We start from the raw sequence: 16,675 nt of genomic DNA on the forward strand, positions 1-16,675 counted from the left end.
AACGCAATCGGGCGATCCCCGGCAGTCACCTCCGCCGAGCGGGTTGCGCCACGCCGGCCATGGCCCCAGATTGACGGTAGGAAAGGAGGCATCGCGAGGTGATGCCATGCCCGATCGGTTCACCGCCCAGCGGCTTTACAACGCCCTCCAGCACCTGCTGATCCTGGCGGGGCTGGGGCTGATGCTGTCGGTGCCGGCCTGGCTGCTGGCGGGCGGCATCGGGGTACTGTGGGTCTTCGGCCTGGTGCTGATGACCCTCTACCTGGGGGCACGCATCCCGGCGCGCCTGGTGCTCGCGCACTCGGCGGCCGGCCTGCTGCATCCCCACCAGGCGCCCAGGGTCTATCGGGTACTCGAGCAGCTCTATCGACGCGCCGGGCTGCCGGGAGCCCCGCTGCTGTTCTACGTACCGTCGCGGGACCTCAACGCCTTCGCGGTGGGCGACGCCCGCGACGGCGGCATCGCCGTCACAGAGGGCCTGCTGCAGACGCTGTCGCTGCGCGAGCTGGCCGGGGTGCTGGCCCACGAGGTGAGCCACCTGCGCAACGGCGATACCCGGGTGATGTCGATGGCAGCGACCATGACCCGGCTGACCATCTGGGGCGCCTTCCTGGTCCAGCTGGCGCTGGTGCTGATGTTGCCCATGGTCGTGGTCGGCGAGGTCCGCATGCCGTGGCTGGAGCTGTTGATGGTGGGACTGGCCCCGACGCTGAGCACCCTGCTGCAGCTGGCACTGTCGCGCAACCGCGAGTTCGCCGCCGACCTGGAGGCCGCCAGCCTGACCCGCGACCCGCTGGGGCTGGCCACGGCCCTGGAGACGCTGGAGCGCCGCCAAGGCCTGTGGCTGACGGCGGTCTTCGGCCGCCAGACGCCCGGCTGGTTCTGCTACCTGCAGACGCACCCGTCCACCCGGGAGCGGGTGCGGCGACTGGCAATGCTGGCCGACCAGTCGCCGCAGCGCCCGGAACCCCGTCCGTCCCACCCCGACGAGCCGCTGGTGATCTCGCGCCCCGCCTCCCGGGGGCATCGCTACTGGTTGGGCAGGCACCGCTGATGGCCGACTGGGTGTCAGCCAGGCACGCGATCACGCCCTCGTCACGGCCAGACGGCGGCCAGAAACACGAAGGGCGGCACCCGCATCGGATGCCGCCCTCGGATCGCGGTGACCAGATCTGACCGGCCACCGGAGGCGCCGGCTTACTGGGCCGGCTGCTGCTGTTGCTGCTGTTGCATCTGCTGCTGCATCTGGCGCATCTGCTCCTGCCGCTCCTGCATACGACGCTCCAGCTCGTCGCGCTGCTCCTGGGTCAGGGTCGACTCGATGCGGGACTGCATCAATATGCTCTCGGCGGTCATGTCACCGGTGAGCTGGCCGAGACGCTCGGCATCCTGACGCACCGTCGCCTCGTCGACGTCGGGACCGATGCTCTCCTGCAACTGCGTCTGGACCGTCTGGGCTTCGCTCTCGAGTTCCTGGATGCGACCCTGGGAGTCGTTGAGGAGGGCCACCAGTTCCTGCTCCTGGCTCTCGTCGAGCTCGACCAGCTGATCGAGCTGGCTGACCTGCTCCTCGGCGCTGGGCGCCTGCCCCTGGGGCATCTGCTGGGCGAGTGCCGGGGAGGCCAGTGCCAGGGAGAGGATCGAGAGGGCGAGGGGCTTGAGTCGGGTCATGAAAACTCCGTTGCTGTTGAAGGGGGTATTACCGCACCTGAAAACGGACTGGGGTAGAATCCCCAGACAGTTCCCTGACAACACGAGGATGCGGTTCGTTCATCATGAAGTATCTAGGAGCCCATGTCAGCGCGGCGGGCGGCGTCGACCAGGCGGTATCGCGCGCCGTGGAGATCGGCGCCAACGCCTTCGCGCTGTTCACCAAGAACCAGCGCCAGTGGCGGGCCAAGCCGCTCGAGGACGCCACCATCGAGGCCTTTCGCGCCAGCTGCGAGAGGCACGGCTTCGGCTCGGGGCAGATCCTTCCCCACGACAGCTACCTGATCAACCTGGGCCATCCGGAGGCGGAGGGGCTCGCCAAATCGCGGGCGGCCTTCCTCGACGAGATGCAGCGCTGCGAACAGTTGGGCCTCTCGCTGCTCAATTTCCACCCCGGTAGCCACCTGAGGAAGATCGACGAGGGCGACTGCCTGGCGCGCATCGCCGAATCGATCGATCTGGCACTGGCCGAGACCCGAGGCGTCACTGCGGTAATCGAGAACACCGCCGGCCAGGGCAGCAACCTCGGCTGGCGCTTCGAGCAGCTGGCCGAGATCATCGCCCGGGTCGACGACAAGGCCCGGGTCGGGGTGTGCATCGACACCTGCCACGCCTTCGCCGCCGGCTACGACCTGCGCACGGCCGAAGCCACCACCGCCATGCTGGACGAGCTCGACCGGGTGGTGGGCATCGAGTACCTGCGCGGCATGCACCTCAACGACGCCAAGAGCGAACTGGGCAGCCGAGTGGATCGTCACCACAGCCTGGGGCGGGGCAACATCGGCCTCGAATGCTTCACGACGCTGATGCGCGACCCGCGTACCGACGGCATCCCCATGGTGCTGGAGACCATCGAGCCGACCATCTGGCCCGACGAGATCGCCTGGCTGCGCGCCCAGGAGGAGGCCGCATGATCACCCTCCGTGCCTATCGCCCCGAGGACTGGCCGGCCCTCTGGGCCTTCATCGAACCGGTGTTCCGCGCCGGCGAGACCTATGCCGTGCCCCGCGACATCACCGAGCAGGACGCCCACCGCCTGTGGATCGAGCTGCCCCGTGCGGTGCGCGTGGTCGAGGTCGAGGACGGCCGGGTGCTGGGTACCTACTACCTCAAGCCCAACCAGGCGGGCCCCGGCGACCACGTCGCCAACTGCGGCTATATCGTCTCCCCGGCGGCACGCGGCCGCGGCCTGGCCGGGGCGATGTGCGAGCATTCCCTCGACCTGGCCCGGGAGCTGGGCTTCACCGCCATGCAATACAACCTAGTGGTGACCACCAACGAGGTGGCGGTGAAACTGTGGCAGAGGCACGGCTTCGCCATCGCCGGCACCCTGCCCCACGCCTTCCGCCACCCCGAACTCGGCCCCGTGGACGCCCATATCATGTACCGGCGGCTGTGAGCAGGACCCTCTCATCAGCGTGGTAGGGCCAGCCCGACCACGCCTTGACGCCCCGCCGGCCAGCGGCCACGCTGGCCGGCATCCGCACCTCCCGGGAGACCCGACGTGAGCCTGACCCGACACCTCCTGACGCCCATCGCCGGCCTCGCCCTGGCCCTGCTCGCCGGCTGCACCACCTACACCTTCGAAGACGGCCATCGCGAGACGGTGTGGGGCGTGCCGGCCGAGGACGAGACCCTGACTCCCGAAGAACGCCAGGCACAGCCGATCCGCTATCGCGAACCCGGCGAACTCCCCGAGACTCGCTAGCCGGCGGGCTCGGGCCGGCGCAGCACCACGCTTAGGTTGTTGGCCGGCATCGCTACCGTCCGCGTGAGCGCCAGGCCATGGCGCTCGGCCTCGGCCGCCACCGCCTCCAGGTCGCGCACGCCCCAGCGCGGGTCGCGACGCCTGAGGTCGGCATCGAAGGCGGCATTGCTCGGGGCGGTGTGCTCGCCGCCCCGCCGGTAAGGACCGTAGAGGTAGAGTACCCCGTCCGGTGCCAGGCGCTCGCCGGCGCGGGCCATCAGCGCCTCGGTCACCGCCCAGGGCGAGATATGGAGGAGGTTGATGGCGACGATGGCATCGAAGGGCCCCGCCGGCCAGGCGGTGGCGTCGGTGGCATCCAGATGGATCGGCGCGGCCAGGTTGGCCGGCCCGGCATGCTCGCGCCAGGTGGCGATGGAAACCAGCGCCGCGTCGCCGGGGTCGCTGGGTTGCCACGCCCAGCCGGGCATGGCGGTGGCACAGTACAGGGCGTGCTCGCCGCTGCCGCTGGCCAGCTCCAGCACCCGGGCCCGCGGCGGCAGCACCGATGCCAGCACCTCGAGGATCGGCCGGCGGTTGCGGGCGGCGGCGGGGCTCCTGAGACGGGTGGCATGCATGGTGGGGTCACCTGGCGATGGGCGTACCCGCGATGGTACCGGCCTGCCCAGGCCCTGTCTGCCAGTCACTGCAGGAAGCCGGCCAGGCGGTTCGACAGCACGTGCTGTCCCTCGATGGCCATCAGCAGCATCAGGAACAGCAGCACCCCGGGGGGCACCAGCACCGCACAGATCAGCGCCAGGCGTTCCCAAACCAGGTGCATGAACACCGCCATGATCAGGCCCGCCTTGAGCAGCATGAACAGGGTGATCAGGAACCACTTCAGGTAGCCCTCGAACCCCGTCACGTCCACCAGGTAGGAGAGGACGCTGAGCACGAAGAGCATGAACCATACCCAGAGGTAGGTACTGAGGGGATGTTGTTGGCCTTCGCCCTTTGCCATCTCGACCTCCCGGCTCGCGCCTCACCAGAGATAGAAGAATGCGAAGATGAAGACCCAGACCAGGTCGACGAAGTGCCAGTAGAGGCCCAGGGTCTCGACCATCTCGTAGCGCCCCCGGCGACCGGTCAGGAAGCCCGGTCGCTGCGCCTCCAGCGAGCCGCGCATCACCTTGACCGCCATGATCACCAGGAAGAGCACGCCGAAGCTCACGTGGGTGCCGTGGAAGCCGGTGATCAGGAAGAAGGTGGCGCCGAACTGCTCCGCCCCCCAGGGATTGCCCCAGGGCCGCACGCCCTCGTGGATCAGCTTGGTCCACTCGAAGGCCTGCATCCCCACGAAGCTGGCTCCCAGCAGGGCGGTGAGGATCAGCAGTCCCCCGGTGGCCAGGCGCCGCCGTTCGTAGCCGCACTTGACCGCCAGCGCCATGGTGCCGCTGCTGCTGATCAGGATGAAGGTCATGATGGCGATCAGCAGCAGCGGCACGTGGTGGCCGCCCACCTCCAGGGCGAACACCTCGCTGGCGTTGGGCCAGGGGGCGGTGGCGGTGATCCGCGCCGCCATGTAGCCGACCAGGAAGCAGGCGAAGATGAAGATGTCGCTGAGCAGGAAGCCCCACATCATCGCCTTGCTCCAGGGCACCTCCTTGAAGGCCCGCTGATCGGAAGCCAGGTCGCCGACCATCCCCCTCAGGCCGGGCTCCAGGAAAGGGTCGCGTAGCGTCGACTTGGCCATGGTGTCGTCCTCCCTTCAGGTCGCCAGCAAGAGGCCGAACAGCAGGGCCCAGACCAGCAGCAGGAAATGCCAGTAGAGCGCGCACAGTTCGACGCCGGCACGCAGGCTGGTCGCATCGGCGCCGCCGCCAAGCCTCGCCAGGACGCGCCCCCAGGCCACCAGGCCGCCCAGCAGGTGCGCCCCGTGCAGGGCGGTCAGCAGGTAGAAGAAGGCATTGGCCGGATTGGCGGCCAGGTAGTAGCCGGCTGCCTCGAGGCGTTGCCAGGCCAGCAGCTGGCCGATCAGGAAGGCCAGGGTGAAGCCGCCGCCCGCGGCCAGCGCCTGACGCAGCCGACGTGCCTGGCCGCGGGCGGCGGCGCGCCAGGCCAGCTGCAGGGCCAGGCTGGCCAGCACCAGGGCCGCGCTGTTCGCCCACAGCAGGCCGGGCAGCGGCACGGGGCGCCAGTCCGCGCCCATCTCCATGCGCATCAGGTAGGCGCTGACGGTCAGGGCGAAGACCGAGACCACCACCGCCAGGAACGCCACCAGCCCCACCCGCGATGCGGTGAAGGCGGCGGGGATGCTCGCCGGTCGCTGCCCCGAATCCGCAACCCAGGGGCGCACGGCGATCGATTGTCGCAGCAGCCAGCCGACGAAGGCCGCCATCATCAGGGCGATCAGGATCAGGGTTACCGTCATGCCGTCCCTCCTCGCCCGGCGTCGGGCTCACGCTCCACCGCCTGGGGCGGCACGTTCTGCGGAATGAAGTCCTGCTTCACCCCGGGCACGCTGTAGTCGTAGGGCCAGCGGTAGACCACCGGGAGTTCGTCGCCGAAGTTGCCGTGGCGCGGCGGGGTGTGGGGCGTCTGCCACTCCAGGGTAGTGGCCTGCCAGGGATTGGGCCCCGCCTCGCGGCCACGGGAGTAGCTCCAGGCCAGGTTGAACAGGAACAGCAACTGGGCGAAGGCGACGATGAAGGCGGCCACGCTGATGCCGGCGTTCAGGGCCTGTACGGAATCCGAGATGAAGGTCGTCTCGCCATAGGCGTAGTAGCGCCGCGGCACTCCCTCCAGTCCGATGAAGTGCATGGGATAGTAGATGGCGTAGGTGCCCAGGAAGGTGATCCAGAAGTGGAGCTTGCCCAGGGTGTCGTTGAGCAGGCGCCCGGTCATCTTGGGATACCAGTGGTAGATGGCGCCGAAGATCACCAGGATGGGCGCCACGGCCATCACCATGTGGAAGTGGCCGACGACGAAGTAGGTGTCGGAGAGCGGCACGTCCACGGTGACGTTGCCCAGGAAGAGCCCACTCAGCCCGCCGTTGACGAAGGTGAACAGGAAGCCGATGGAGAACAGCATGGGCACCGTCAGGCGAATGTTGCCCCGCCACAGGGTCAGCACCCAGTTGTAGACCTTGATCGCCGTGGGTACGGCGATGATCAGGGTGGTGGTGGCGAACAGGAAGCCGAAGTAGGGGCTCATGCCGCTGACGTACATGTGGTGGGCCCAGACCACGAAGCTCAGCGAGCCGATGATGATGATCGCCCAGACCATCATGCGGTAGCCGAAGATGTTCTTGCGTGCATGGGTGGCGATCAGGTCGGAGACGATGCCGAAGGCCGGCAGTGCCACGATATAGACCTCGGGATGGCCGAAGAACCAGAACAGGTGCTGGAAGAGCAGCGGGCTGCCCCCCTGGTGGTCGCCGCCCTCCCCCGTGGACAGCATCTCCGGCATGAAGAAGCTGGTGCCGAGCAGGCGGTCCATGAGCATCATCAGCACCGCCACGAACAGGGCGGGAAAGGCCAGCAGCGCCATCACCGTGGCCATGAAGATGCCCCACACCGTCAGCGGCAGGCGCATCAGCGTCATGCCCCGGGTGCGCGCCTGGAGCACCGTCACCACATAGTTGAGCCCGCCCATGGTGAAGCCGACGATGAACACCGCCAGCGACACCAGCATCAGCACGATGCCGGCATCGATCCCCGGGGTGCCCGGACTGATCGCCTGGGGCGGATAGAGGGTCCAGCCGGCCCCGGTGTTGCCGCCGGCCACGAAGAAGCCCGCCACCAGGATCAGCACCGACGCCAGGTAGACCCAGTAGCTGAGCATGTTGAGGTAGGGAAAGGCCATGTCCCGGGCGCCGCACATCAGCGGGATCAGGTAGTTACCGAAGCCGCCGAGGAAGATGGCGGTGAGCAGGTAGACCACCATGATCATGCCGTGCATGGTCACGTACTGCAGGTAGCTGCCCGGATCGATGATCGAAAGGCTGTTGGGGAAGCCCAGCTGCAGGCGCATCAGCAACGACAGTACCAGGGCCACCAGGCCGATCGCCGTGGCGGTCAGGCCGTACTGGACCGCGATGACCTTGGCGTCCTGGCTCCACACGTACTTGCCGATGAACCCCTTGGGATGAGGCAGCTCCATCTCGCCCACCTCGGCCGGCGGGGCATAGCGGCTGGCATCGTACTCGCGCTCGGCCATGTGGTTCACTCCTCCGTGTCATCGGGGGCATTCGCTGCCGATGCCCCGCCCTCGGCCAGGCTGCCGATATAGGCCACCACGTCGCGGATGGCGGTGTCGTCCACCAGGACCTGGGCCATGTCGACCATCTGGCTGCCGTAGGCATCCCGGGGATGGCGGCCGCGGACGCCCTCGCGGAAGTTGTGGAGCTGGCGCACCAGGTACCAGTCGTCCATGCCCGCCAGGCGCGGCGCCTTGAAGGCCTGCCGGCCCTGACCGTCGGCACCGTGGCAGCTGGCGCAGCTGCGATAGAGCACCTCGCCGCGCCGCTCGTCGCCGGTGATGGTGGAGCGCGTGGGCTCGACCGGTAGCGTCTCGATATGGGCGACGAGGTCCTCGATCGCCGCCGGGTCCTCCAGCGACTGGGCGAAGGGACGCATCTGCTGCCCGAAGCGGTCCGCCTCGTGCTCGCCCCTGGCGCCGGTGCGGAAGTTGCGCAGTTGGCGCCTCAGGTAGTCGGCATCCAGCCCGGCCAGGCGGGGGGCATTGGTGGCCTGCTGGCCCCCGCCCTGGGGGCCGTGGCAGGCCACGCAGGCGGCGAAGTGTTGCTGGCCGGCCTCGGGGTCGCCCGGGCCGCGTTCGGCCAGTTCGCCGTGGGTGGGCTGTTCGGCGAGCCAGGCCTCGAAGCGTTCGGCTTCCACCACCTCGACCCGGCCGCGCATTGCGAAATGGGCGATGCCGCACAGCTCCGCGCAAACCGCCTCGAACTCCCCGGTGCGGGTGGGGGTGAACCAGAAGTAGGAGCGCTGCCCCGGGATGGCGTCCATCTTGGCGCGGAAGGGAGCAACCTTGAAGTTGTGCAGCACGTCCTTGGAGCGCAGCAGCATCTTCACGGGACGGTCGACGGGCAGCAACACGCGGGGCTCGTTCACCAGGACGTCGTCCTCGCCGTGGGGATCCTCGGGGTCGATGCCGTAAGGGTTGTCCGTGTCCACCAGGCCGTTGCGTGCCGCGCCGAACTCGCCGTCCTCGCCGGGGAAACGGAAGCTCCAGTGCCACTGCTGGCCGACCACCTCGACCTCGTGAGCGTCGTCCGGCACGCTGACGAAGGCGCCCCATACGAAGAGCCCCGGCGCCAGCAGGGCCGCGATGCCCACCGTGGTGATCCCCGTCAGCCAGAGTTCCAGCCGCTTGTTCTCCGGCTCGTAGTAAGCCCGGCCCTGACCCCGGTCACGGAAGCGGATCAGGGCCACGACCATGAACAGCGTCACGGCCACGAACACCGCCCCGGTGACCCAGAAGGAGATGACGATGGTCTGGTCGATGGCTCCCCAGTTGGAGGCCAGCGGGGTCAGTTGCCACGGGCTCAGGAAGTAGAAGAGCACCGACCCCCCCGCCAGCACGATCAGCGCAATCGCAATCGCCATCGGCGTTCCCTCCTTTTTACGCCACCGCCAGGCCCGCCGGCCGGCGGTCATCTCCTGCGATCAGGCTCCCGTTCCCCAATGGTGCTTGAGCTCCGATCGGGTCACCTTGTCGATCACCACCTCGGGATGGTGGCGATGGATGATCGAGTAGATAGCCTCCTCCCGCTCGTTGGGGACATCGACCATCATCAGGAAGGCGCCCTCATGGAGTTCATGCTCGTACTTGTCGACCTTCACGTCGTGCACCGAGACGCCGACCATGGTGCTGGTCCAGATGCCGAAGAGACCGCCGAATACCCCCATGCCCGCGATCAGGGCGACGATGCCCAGGGGACCGAACTCCTCGCCGAGGCCATAGTAGACCGCGACGCCCAGCACGCAGCCGAGCGGCAGTCCGAACTTGAGGCCACGCCAGGCGGCGTGGACCACGTCCGAGGTCTGGCGCAGGGTGGCGTTGTTGACGCCGCGCTGCTCCAGCGCCTGCCAGTCGCGGCCGGTGACGTGCACCTGCTGCTTGGTCAGCCCGAGCTCATCCAGCTCGTGGGCGATGTTGACCGTGGTGTCCAGGTCAGGGGTCAGGAAGTAGAGACGCTGCATGTCACGCCCTCCGTTCGCTGGGGGACGACCAGGCGCCATGGGGCAGCCTTGCACTGCCCTGTGCCCGGTGCTCCACTTCCCTTCGGCTGTGTAGGGTGCGGCGCCGACGTTGGCCGCCCTGTCGAATATGCTCTCCCTCAAGGTTGTCGATAATCGTCGTATCGGCAAGTTCCAATATCCGCCGCGGCCACCTCCGGCGGCGCCACGAAGTGGCGGGCACCCCCGGGGCGAACTAGCCTGAGTGTCGCATCCTGTTGCGATCCGCAACGCCCGGGCGGGCGTCGCACCTCGTGCAGATGGCAGGAACATCGATTCCAGCAACCGTGCCGCAACGGAGGGAGCAGTCATGACGAAACGTCATTCCACGGCCACATCGGCCACCGGCATCCGGACGGTCGGCGTGCTGACCTTGACCCTCGGCGTCGCCACCGCCGCCCTCGCCCAACCGCCATCGATCCCCCTGGGCCAGATCGCGCCCTTCACGGGAGCGGGCGCCGAGTTCGGCGAGTACTACCGCGATGGCGCGGCCCTGGGCATCCAGCACATCAACGCCGCGACCGAATCGGCGCTCGGCGGCGCCATCATCGGCGATCATATCGCCGAGGACAGCGCGACCCTGCCCAGCCCGGCCATCGAGGCCGCCCGCGGGCTGGTCGAGGTACACGGCGTACCGGCCATCATCGGCGGCTGGTCCAGCGGCGTGACGGTCGCCGTCTCCACCTCCGTGACCATTCCCTCGGAGGTCCTGCAGGTCTCCAACGGCTCGACGTCGCCGCTGATCTCGGTGCTCCCCGAGGACCGCGACGCCGACCTGCTGTTCCGGACCACGGCCTCCGACGCCCTGCAGGGGGTGGTAGCCGCCCAGCTCGTGGCCGGCGAGATCCTCGACGACTACCAGTTCGACAGCGCCTCGACCATCTTCATCAACAACCCCTACGGCCAGGGCCTCTCCAACGCCTTCGCCCGCTCCTTCCAGCTGCGCGGCGGGGTGGTCCACGCCCAGGTGCCGCATCCCGAGGAGGTCCAGCCGACCTACACCTCGCAGCTCGCCTCGGCGCTGCAGGACGAGCCCGACCTGCTCTTCGCGGCCAGCTATCCGGCGCATTCCGCCACCTTCCTGGCCGAGGCCCGGGACCTCTTCGACCCCGTGGCCTGGCAGTTCGTCGACGGCAACCGCTCCGACGAGGTCATCGAGGCACTGGGCGCCGACACCGTCGAGGGCATGATCGGCACGGCCCCCGGCCAGGATCCCAGCATCCCGGGCTTCCAGAACTTCTCCGAGCAGTTCATGGCCGAGTTCGGGCACGACCGCATCCCGCCGTTCACCGAGTCCGCCTATGACGCGGCGATCGTCATCGGCCTGGCGGCGGTGAAGGCCTATGCGGACGGCTTCGAGACCGCCGAGGAGATCACCGGCCCGGTGCTGCGCGACCGCCTGCGCGAGGTCGCCAACGGCCCCGGCACGACCATCACCGCGGGCGATGCCGACAGCCTGGTGGCCGGCATCGAGGCCATCATGGCCGGCGAGGACGTCCAGTACAGCGGCGCGGCCGGCCCGGTGGACTTCGACGACAACGGCGACGTCCTCACCCCCATCGCCATCTGGGAGTTCCGCGACGGCGGCAGCGAGACCCTGGTCATTCGCTCGCCGGACGAGATCCCCGAGGAGTGATCGTCCCGAAACCGCCACGACCGGCGGGGTCCGTCCCAGACCCCGCCCTTGCGTTCACGGCATCGGCTCACCGGCCGCGCGGCCCACGCAGGTAGTTGGAGACCCGCATCTCCTCGGGCAGCAGTCCCTGGGGCCGGAACAGCACCACGGCGGCCAGCAGCAGCGACACCAGCAGCCAACGGACGTACTGGGCACGGCCCGGCAGTTCCGGGTGGATGGCCGCCAGCACCGGCTCCAGGGCATTGGCCAGGAAGGCCGTGCCCGCCCACACGCCCCACACCAGGATCGCCCCCAGGATGGCCCCGCGGTGGTTGCCGCTGCCGCCCAGCATCAGCATGATCCAGACGAGGAAGGTCCCGAACAGCGCATGGAAATGGCTGTAGTCGATGGCCACGGTGTAGTGCGCGTACAGGGCCCCGGCGACGCCCATGACCATGGCACCGACCACGAACGCCTGGATCCTCGCGAAGGGGACATTCTTGCCGTTCATGGCCGCCGAGGCCTCCTCGTCACGCACCGCCCTCAGCATGCGTCCCCAGGGCGATCGGCAGGCGCGCTCGATCAGCGCATAGCCGAGCGCCAGGAAGGCCGCCACGACCATCAGGTAGAAGGCGGTATAGTCCCGGGTGCTCAAGGGCTCGACGACCCATGCCAGGGAGTCGGGGAGCCATTCGCAGGGACGGGACTCGAACAGGCAACGCCCCGGCTGGGGTATGCCGCGCAGCGGCTGGGGGCCGTTGGCCAGCCAGCGCTCGTTCTGGAAGACCAGGCGGATGATCTCGGCCACGCCGATGGTGGCGATGGCCAGGAAGTCCAGGCGCAGGCGCAGCACCGGCACTGCCACGATCAGCGCCACCACCCCCGAGACCAGCGCCGCGGCGAGCACCCCGACCAGGAACGGCATCTCCAGACCGAACAGCACCTGGGTGTACTGGGCGGCCAGGCCGCTGGGCGCCTCGATGGTAACCAGCGCCGAGGTGAAGGCGCCCACCGCAAAGAAGCCCGCCACCCCGAAGTTCAGGTGGCCGGTGTAGCCCCACTGGGTGTTCAGGCCCAAGGCGAGCAGGCCATAGAGGCTCGCCATGGTCAGGAAACCGACGAGGTAGGAGAGATACCCCGGCGGCACGCTCGCCGCGATGCCCAGGCCGGCGGCGAGCCCCAGCAGGATCCCGCCGGGCACCCGCCACCTGGGCCCGGGTGGCAGGAGGATGGGCAGCAGGAAGGCCAGGGCGATCCCCAGCATCAACCCCTTGAGGAATAGCACCTGAGACATGGCGGATCACCCCTCTGTGCGACCGAGCAGCCCCTGGGGGCGGATGAGCAGCGTCAGCACCATCAGCACGAAGGCCACCGCGGGGCCATAGGTGGGATCGAGGAAGGACGTCGACACCTGATGGGCGATACCGATGATCAGCGCCGCCAACAGGGCCCCCTGGGGATTGCCGATCCCCCCCATGATGGACGCCGCGAACATCGGCAACAGCAGCCAGAAGCCCATCTCCGGGCGAAGCTGCGAGCTGAGGCCATACATGACCCCACCGGCGGCGGCGAGGCCGCCGCCGAGCATCCAGGTCCAGGCGATGACACGCTCGGTATCGATCCCGCGGATCTGGGCGAGGTCGGGATTGTCGGCGGTGGCGCGCATCGCCTTGCCCAGGCGGGTCCGAGCCAGCAGGCCATAGACGGCGCCGACCAGCACGAAGGCTAGCGCCAGGATGAACAGCTGGTCGGCGCGGATGCGAATGCCCAACGGCAGCTGGAGCGCGGGATTGGCCTGCCCCGGATAATAGAAGTGGAAATCGGGCCCCCAGATCAGGTAAATCAGGCTGCGCAGGAAGAAGGCCATCGCCAGGGAGGCCATGGCGAAGAACACCAGGTGGGCGCCGGTGCGCCTCAGGCGGCGGTACACCACCCGGTCGATGGCCAGCGCCACCAGCCCCACCACCGGCATGGCGACGACCAGCGCCACCAGGAATTCGTAGCCGAAGGACAAGGGACGCAACGTCGACCCGGGGGGCAGCAGGTGCATCACCGAGAAGCTCACGTAGGCACCCAGGGTGACCAGGGCGCCGTGGGAGAAATTGGGGAACTTCATCACCCCATAGACCAGCGACAGGCCGATGCTGCCCAGGGCGATGACGCCGCCGAGCATCAGCCCCCAGGCGGTCAGCGCCAGCAGACGCAGCCCCCCGGCCCCTGCGGCCAGTCCGGCGAGGTACATGGCGACCAGCACCGCCACCAGGCTGACGAGCAGGAAGACCCGGGTGCGGATCACCGCCCGCAGGCGCTCCCCGGGGCGACGCTGGTCGTCGGCGGCGGTTCCCCGCCGGATATCGGGTACGGCCATCGCTCATCCCCCCAGATACAGGCGTGCCACGTCGGGGTCGGCGAGCAGCGCCTGCCCCGTCCCGTCCTGGCGATTCGCACCGTTGGCCAGCACATAGCCGCGATGCGCCATCTCCAGCGACTTGCGGGCGTTCTGCTCGACCATGAGCACGGCCAGGCCGGCGGCATTGATACGGCGAATGTTGTCGAAGATCTCCTCCACCAGCCTGGGCGACAGCCCGGCCGACGGCTCGTCCAGCAGCAGCAGGTCCGGCTCCAGCATCAGGGCGCTGCCCATGGCCACCATCTGGCGCTCGCCGCCGGACATCTTGCCCGCCCGCTGGCGACGGCGCTCGCGCAGCTTGGGGAAGAAGTCGTAGACCCGTTCGCGGCGCCGCGGGAGTTCCCGCTCATCGAGCAGGTAGCCCCCCATATCGAGGTTCTCCTCCACCGTCAGGGTGACGAAGACGTTGGCGACCTGGGGCACGTAGCACAGGCCCAGGGTGACGATCTCGTGGGGCTTGCGGCCGTGGATCGGCCGCCCACGGTAGAGGATGGTCCCGGCACGGGGCCTGAGCAGACCGAAGACGGTCTTCATGAGGGTCGATTTCCCCGCCCCATTGGGGCCGATCAGCGAGACGATCTCCCCCTCCTCCACCCGCAGGTCGACGTCATGCAGGATTTCCATGTCGCCGTAACCGGCGGTGATCCCCTCAGCCTCCAGCAGCGGCATACTGGCCTCCCAGGTAGGCCTCCAGGACGCGGGGATCGCGGCGCACCTCCGCGGGCGATCCCTCCATCAGGTAGCGCCCCTCGCTCATCACGATCACCGGATCGCAAAGGCGCATGATCAGGTCCATGTCGTGCTCGATGATCAGGAAGGTGATGTCCCGCTCGCGATTGAGGCGTTCGATGTTCTCCACCAGGCGGCCCATGAGGGTGGGGTTGACCCCGGCACCCGGCTCGTCGAGCAGCACCAGCTTGGGCTCGGCCATCAGCGTCCGGGCCAGCTCGAGCAGCTTCTTCTGGCCGCCGGAGAGGTTGCGGGCATACTCCTGGGCCAGATGCGAGAGGTCGAGGAAGGCCAGCACCTCCTCGGCGTGGCGCCGGTGGGCCTGCTCCTCCTCTCGCACCCGCCCCGGCCGCAGCAGGCTGGTGAGGAAGCTCTCGCCGGCCTGGTGACGCGGTACCAGCATCAGGTTCTCCAGCACCGACAGACTGGCGTGCTCCCGGGGGATCTGGAAGGTCCGGCACAGGCCGCGGGCAAAGATGCGGTGCGGCGGCAGGCCGGTGATATCGTCGCCGTCGAGGTAGACGCGCCCGGCACGCGGCTCGTAGACGCCGGCTACGACATTGAAGAGGGTGGTCTTGCCCGCCCCGTTGGGCCCGATCAGTCCGGTGATGGTCCCCGGCCGGACGTCGAGGGAGGCCCCGTCCAGGGCACGCAGGCCGCCGAAGTCCATGATGAGGCGGCTCACCTCCAGCAACGGCCTGGTGGTATCGGCGGTATCGCTTGCGTCCGAGGGGGTGGTCGCCATCCGCAACGGCTCCAGTCGCGATCGGAAGGAGAGGCACGCAGACCTCACTTGACGTTAGCAAAGCCCCCGGGGGGTGTCGAACAGGGTCCGGCATGAAGGAGCGCCGGAAAGCCCGCCCTCGACAAGCGCTCCGGCCGGTGCGTGTTAGCCCACCGGCGGTATGTTGTGATTGATCCTGAACAGGTTGTCGGGATCGTACTCGGCCTTGATGCGTGCCAACCGCGCGTAGTTGTCGCGGTAAGTGGCCCGAACTCGCTCCTGGCCCTCGTCGTCCATGATGAAGTTCACATAGCCGCCACCCGAGGAATAGGGGTGCAAGGCGTCCCAGTAGTCCCTGGTCCACTGGGTGATCCTTTCCTTGTTGGCGGGATCGGGATCGACGCCGACGATGACTTCGGACCACTTCGCCTCGCGGTAGCTGAAGGCGGTATCGTTACGCCCAACCCGGTGTACCGCGCCGTCGACCGGATACAGGTGCATGGTCGACAGCGGCGTCGGTACCTCGGCGAACTCCACATGGCGTTCGATGACCGTATCGCTGAGCTCGGTGACGAAATCGCCACGCCAGTACCATTGCAATCCGGGTCGATAGAGTTCATCGAAGGCGCCCTGCAACATTGGGTATGGCATGGGCTGGACGCCGTGCAGTGCCGGTGCGGCGGGTTCGTGCACTGCTGCAAGCAGCTTATCGGCCTCGGTTGCCGATCCGGTATGGCACCAGACGACGCCACACATCCGTCTATTGTGCAGGTGCTCGGGGAACGGCGGCCCCGGCGGTACGCTCAGGAAGGCGAAGAAGCCATTCAGCGATTCGGGGGCATTGGGGATGAAGTCGCGGTACCAGCGCAGTACCGCGGCCGAGTGTTCCAGCTCCCAGAGCGTCGGGCCGGCGTTCACGATGTTCACCGGATGCAGCTGGAACAGGAAGGAGGTCGCCACGCCGAAGTTGCCGCCGCCGCCGCGGATGGCCCAGAACAGCGCCGGATGCTGGGTCTCGCTCACGGTGACGAAGCGCCCGTCGGCCAGCACCAGGTCGGCCTCCAGCAGGTTGTCGATGGTCAGCCCGTACCGACGGCTCAGATGGCCATGGCCGCCGCCCAGGGTGAGGCCGCCCACCCCGGTGGTGGAGATGATACCGCTGACCGTGGCCAGCCCGAAGGCGTGGGTGGCGTGGTCCACATCGCCCCAGGTGCAGCCCCCCTCGACCCGGGCGGTGCGCATGGCGGGATCGATGCGGATGCCCCGCAGGGCCGAGAGATCGATCACCAGGCCGTCGTCGCAGCCGCCCAGCCCGGCGCCGTTGTGGCCGCCGCCGCGCACCGCCAGGGGCAGCCCCTGCTCGCGGGCGAAGTGGACCGCACGGATCACGTCGCCAACGTTCCCGCAACGGGCGATCAGCCGCGGGCGCTTGTCGATCATGCCGTTGTAGAGCCGGCGGGCCGGCTCGTAGTCGGGATCCCCGGCCTGGAGCAATGCGCCACGCAAGGTAGCCTGGAAGGTATCCCGTGCGATATCAGTGCTCATG

At 68.4% G+C, this 16,675-nt stretch carries 18 protein-coding genes; 5 read left to right on the forward strand and 13 right to left on the reverse strand.

The features are described from left to right. Nucleotides 1-106: 106 nt before the first annotated feature. Nucleotides 107-1,054 carry a zinc metalloprotease HtpX gene (locus QWY80_RS05580; RefSeq protein WP_290229716.1) on the forward strand — a complete coding sequence of 316 codons (948 nt, stop codon included), beginning with the start codon at nucleotides 107-109 and terminating at the stop codon, nucleotides 1,052-1,054. A 143-nt stretch (nucleotides 1,055-1,197) separates the two neighbouring features. Here the strand turns inward: QWY80_RS05580 and QWY80_RS05585 are convergent, their stop codons facing one another. After that, nucleotides 1,198-1,671 carry a hypothetical protein gene (locus QWY80_RS05585; protein WP_290229717.1) on the reverse strand — a complete coding sequence of 158 codons (474 nt, stop codon included), beginning with the start codon at nucleotides 1,669-1,671 and terminating at the stop codon, nucleotides 1,198-1,200. Between the two features lie 104 nt (nucleotides 1,672-1,775). On the opposite strand from QWY80_RS05585, the gene nfo reads away from it, so the two are divergent. The 3 genes from nfo (at nucleotide 1,776) to QWY80_RS05600 (ending at nucleotide 3,418) form a co-directional block, all read left to right on the forward strand. Next, entirely contained in the window at nucleotides 1,776-2,624 is an 849-nt protein-coding gene (gene nfo, locus QWY80_RS05590; protein ID WP_290229718.1) for a deoxyribonuclease IV, read from the forward strand. Beyond that, nucleotides 2,621-3,109 (forward strand): GNAT family N-acetyltransferase, encoded by a 489-nt coding sequence (locus QWY80_RS05595; RefSeq protein ID WP_290229719.1) that lies wholly within the window; start codon nucleotides 2,621-2,623, stop codon nucleotides 3,107-3,109. The genes nfo and QWY80_RS05595 overlap by 4 nt, the downstream gene beginning before the upstream one ends. Before the next feature lie 105 nt (nucleotides 3,110-3,214). Further along, entirely contained in the window at nucleotides 3,215-3,418 is a 204-nt protein-coding gene (locus QWY80_RS05600; protein ID WP_290229720.1) for a hypothetical protein, read from the forward strand. Here QWY80_RS05600 and QWY80_RS05605 read toward each other — a convergent pair. The 7 genes from QWY80_RS05605 to QWY80_RS05635 form a co-directional block, all read right to left on the reverse strand. Then, nucleotides 3,415-4,032 (reverse strand): DUF938 domain-containing protein, encoded by a 618-nt coding sequence (locus QWY80_RS05605; protein WP_290229721.1) that lies wholly within the window; start codon nucleotides 4,030-4,032, stop codon nucleotides 3,415-3,417. The genes QWY80_RS05600 and QWY80_RS05605 overlap by 4 nt on opposite strands. 65 nt (nucleotides 4,033-4,097) lie before the next feature. Continuing rightward, nucleotides 4,098-4,415: a cytochrome C oxidase subunit IV family protein gene (locus tag QWY80_RS05610; protein ID WP_290229722.1), complete on the reverse strand. Its 318-nt coding sequence runs from the start codon at nucleotides 4,413-4,415 to the stop codon at nucleotides 4,098-4,100. Between the two features lie 21 nt (nucleotides 4,416-4,436). Beyond that, the gene (locus QWY80_RS05615) at nucleotides 4,437-5,147 is read right to left on the reverse strand and encodes a heme-copper oxidase subunit III family protein (protein WP_290229723.1); all 711 of its coding nucleotides are present in this window, start codon (nucleotides 5,145-5,147) and stop codon (nucleotides 4,437-4,439) included. Between the two features lie 15 nt (nucleotides 5,148-5,162). Beyond that, nucleotides 5,163-5,825 (reverse strand): cytochrome c oxidase subunit 3, encoded by a 663-nt coding sequence (locus QWY80_RS05620; protein ID WP_290229724.1) that lies wholly within the window; start codon nucleotides 5,823-5,825, stop codon nucleotides 5,163-5,165. Further along, entirely contained in the window at nucleotides 5,822-7,612 is a 1,791-nt protein-coding gene (locus QWY80_RS05625; protein WP_290229725.1) for a cytochrome c oxidase subunit I, read from the reverse strand. The genes QWY80_RS05620 and QWY80_RS05625 overlap by 4 nt, the downstream gene beginning before the upstream one ends. 5 nt (nucleotides 7,613-7,617) lie before the next feature. Then, nucleotides 7,618-9,018 carry a c-type cytochrome gene (locus QWY80_RS05630; protein WP_290229726.1) on the reverse strand — a complete coding sequence of 467 codons (1,401 nt, stop codon included), beginning with the start codon at nucleotides 9,016-9,018 and terminating at the stop codon, nucleotides 7,618-7,620. 60 nt (nucleotides 9,019-9,078) lie between these two features. Further along, nucleotides 9,079-9,615: a DUF1269 domain-containing protein gene (locus tag QWY80_RS05635; RefSeq protein ID WP_290229727.1), complete on the reverse strand. Its 537-nt coding sequence runs from the start codon at nucleotides 9,613-9,615 to the stop codon at nucleotides 9,079-9,081. A gap of 346 nt (nucleotides 9,616-9,961) precedes the next feature. Between QWY80_RS05635 and QWY80_RS05640 the strand changes: the two genes are divergently transcribed. Further along, a complete protein-coding gene (locus tag QWY80_RS05640) occupies nucleotides 9,962-11,287 on the forward strand; it encodes an ABC transporter substrate-binding protein (RefSeq protein ID WP_290229728.1) in 1,326 nt (441 codons plus the stop codon). Between the two features lie 67 nt (nucleotides 11,288-11,354). Here the strand turns inward: QWY80_RS05640 and QWY80_RS05645 are convergent, their stop codons facing one another. The 5 genes from QWY80_RS05645 to QWY80_RS05665 all read right to left on the reverse strand — a co-directional run bounded on the left by QWY80_RS05645 (nucleotide 11,355) and on the right by QWY80_RS05665 (nucleotide 16,674). Beyond that, the gene (locus QWY80_RS05645; protein WP_290229729.1) at nucleotides 11,355-12,560 is read right to left on the reverse strand and encodes a branched-chain amino acid ABC transporter permease; all 1,206 of its coding nucleotides are present in this window, start codon (nucleotides 12,558-12,560) and stop codon (nucleotides 11,355-11,357) included. 6 nt (nucleotides 12,561-12,566) lie between these two features. Beyond that, complete coding sequence (locus QWY80_RS05650; protein ID WP_290229730.1) at nucleotides 12,567-13,634, reverse strand: branched-chain amino acid ABC transporter permease; 1,068 nt, start codon at nucleotides 13,632-13,634, stop codon at nucleotides 12,567-12,569. A gap of 3 nt (nucleotides 13,635-13,637) precedes the next feature. Beyond that, nucleotides 13,638-14,345: an ABC transporter ATP-binding protein gene (locus tag QWY80_RS05655; RefSeq protein WP_290229731.1), complete on the reverse strand. Its 708-nt coding sequence runs from the start codon at nucleotides 14,343-14,345 to the stop codon at nucleotides 13,638-13,640. Beyond that, nucleotides 14,326-15,150, reverse strand: coding sequence for an ABC transporter ATP-binding protein (locus QWY80_RS05660; RefSeq protein ID WP_290229732.1), 825 nt, complete (start codon nucleotides 15,148-15,150; stop codon nucleotides 14,326-14,328). The genes QWY80_RS05655 and QWY80_RS05660 overlap by 20 nt, the downstream gene beginning before the upstream one ends. A gap of 144 nt (nucleotides 15,151-15,294) precedes the next feature. Continuing rightward, a complete protein-coding gene (locus QWY80_RS05665; RefSeq protein ID WP_290229733.1) occupies nucleotides 15,295-16,674 on the reverse strand; it encodes an FAD-binding oxidoreductase in 1,380 nt (459 codons plus the stop codon). Nucleotide 16,675 lies beyond the last annotated feature (1 nt).

The sequence above is a fragment of the Halomonas ramblicola genome, from assembly GCF_030409215.1.
Classification (GTDB): domain Bacteria; phylum Pseudomonadota; class Gammaproteobacteria; order Pseudomonadales; family Halomonadaceae; genus Halomonas; species Halomonas ramblicola.

Excerpts from the sequence above, each read along its gene's own strand:
- QWY80_RS05655 (WP_290229731.1), bottom strand. The coding sequence starts at position 14,345 with ATGCCGCTGCTGGAGGCTGAGGGGATCACCGCCGGTTACGGCGACATG.
- QWY80_RS05660 (WP_290229732.1), bottom strand. The coding sequence starts at position 15,150 with ATGGCGACCACCCCCTCGGACGCAAGCGATACCGCCGATACCACCAGG.
- QWY80_RS05620 (WP_290229724.1), bottom strand. The coding sequence starts at position 5,825 with ATGACGGTAACCCTGATCCTGATCGCCCTGATGATGGCGGCCTTCGTC.
- QWY80_RS05585 (WP_290229717.1), bottom strand. The coding sequence starts at position 1,671 with ATGACCCGACTCAAGCCCCTCGCCCTCTCGATCCTCTCCCTGGCACTG.
- QWY80_RS05650 (WP_290229730.1), bottom strand. The coding sequence starts at position 13,634 with ATGGCCGTACCCGATATCCGGCGGGGAACCGCCGCCGACGACCAGCGT.
- QWY80_RS05595 (WP_290229719.1), top strand. The coding sequence starts at position 2,621 with ATGATCACCCTCCGTGCCTATCGCCCCGAGGACTGGCCGGCCCTCTGG.
- QWY80_RS05635 (WP_290229727.1), bottom strand. The coding sequence starts at position 9,615 with ATGCAGCGTCTCTACTTCCTGACCCCTGACCTGGACACCACGGTCAAC.
- QWY80_RS05610 (WP_290229722.1), bottom strand. The coding sequence starts at position 4,415 with ATGGCAAAGGGCGAAGGCCAACAACATCCCCTCAGTACCTACCTCTGG.
- QWY80_RS05580 (WP_290229716.1), top strand. The coding sequence starts at position 107 with ATGCCCGATCGGTTCACCGCCCAGCGGCTTTACAACGCCCTCCAGCAC.
- QWY80_RS05630 (WP_290229726.1), bottom strand. The coding sequence starts at position 9,018 with ATGGCGATTGCGATTGCGCTGATCGTGCTGGCGGGGGGGTCGGTGCTC.
- nfo (WP_290229718.1), top strand. The coding sequence starts at position 1,776 with ATGAAGTATCTAGGAGCCCATGTCAGCGCGGCGGGCGGCGTCGACCAG.
- QWY80_RS05645 (WP_290229729.1), bottom strand. The coding sequence starts at position 12,560 with ATGTCTCAGGTGCTATTCCTCAAGGGGTTGATGCTGGGGATCGCCCTG.
- QWY80_RS05665 (WP_290229733.1), bottom strand. The coding sequence starts at position 16,674 with ATGAGCACTGATATCGCACGGGATACCTTCCAGGCTACCTTGCGTGGC.
- QWY80_RS05605 (WP_290229721.1), bottom strand. The coding sequence starts at position 4,032 with ATGCATGCCACCCGTCTCAGGAGCCCCGCCGCCGCCCGCAACCGCCGG.
- QWY80_RS05640 (WP_290229728.1), top strand. The coding sequence starts at position 9,962 with ATGACGAAACGTCATTCCACGGCCACATCGGCCACCGGCATCCGGACG.
- QWY80_RS05615 (WP_290229723.1), bottom strand. The coding sequence starts at position 5,147 with ATGGCCAAGTCGACGCTACGCGACCCTTTCCTGGAGCCCGGCCTGAGG.
- QWY80_RS05625 (WP_290229725.1), bottom strand. The coding sequence starts at position 7,612 with ATGGCCGAGCGCGAGTACGATGCCAGCCGCTATGCCCCGCCGGCCGAG.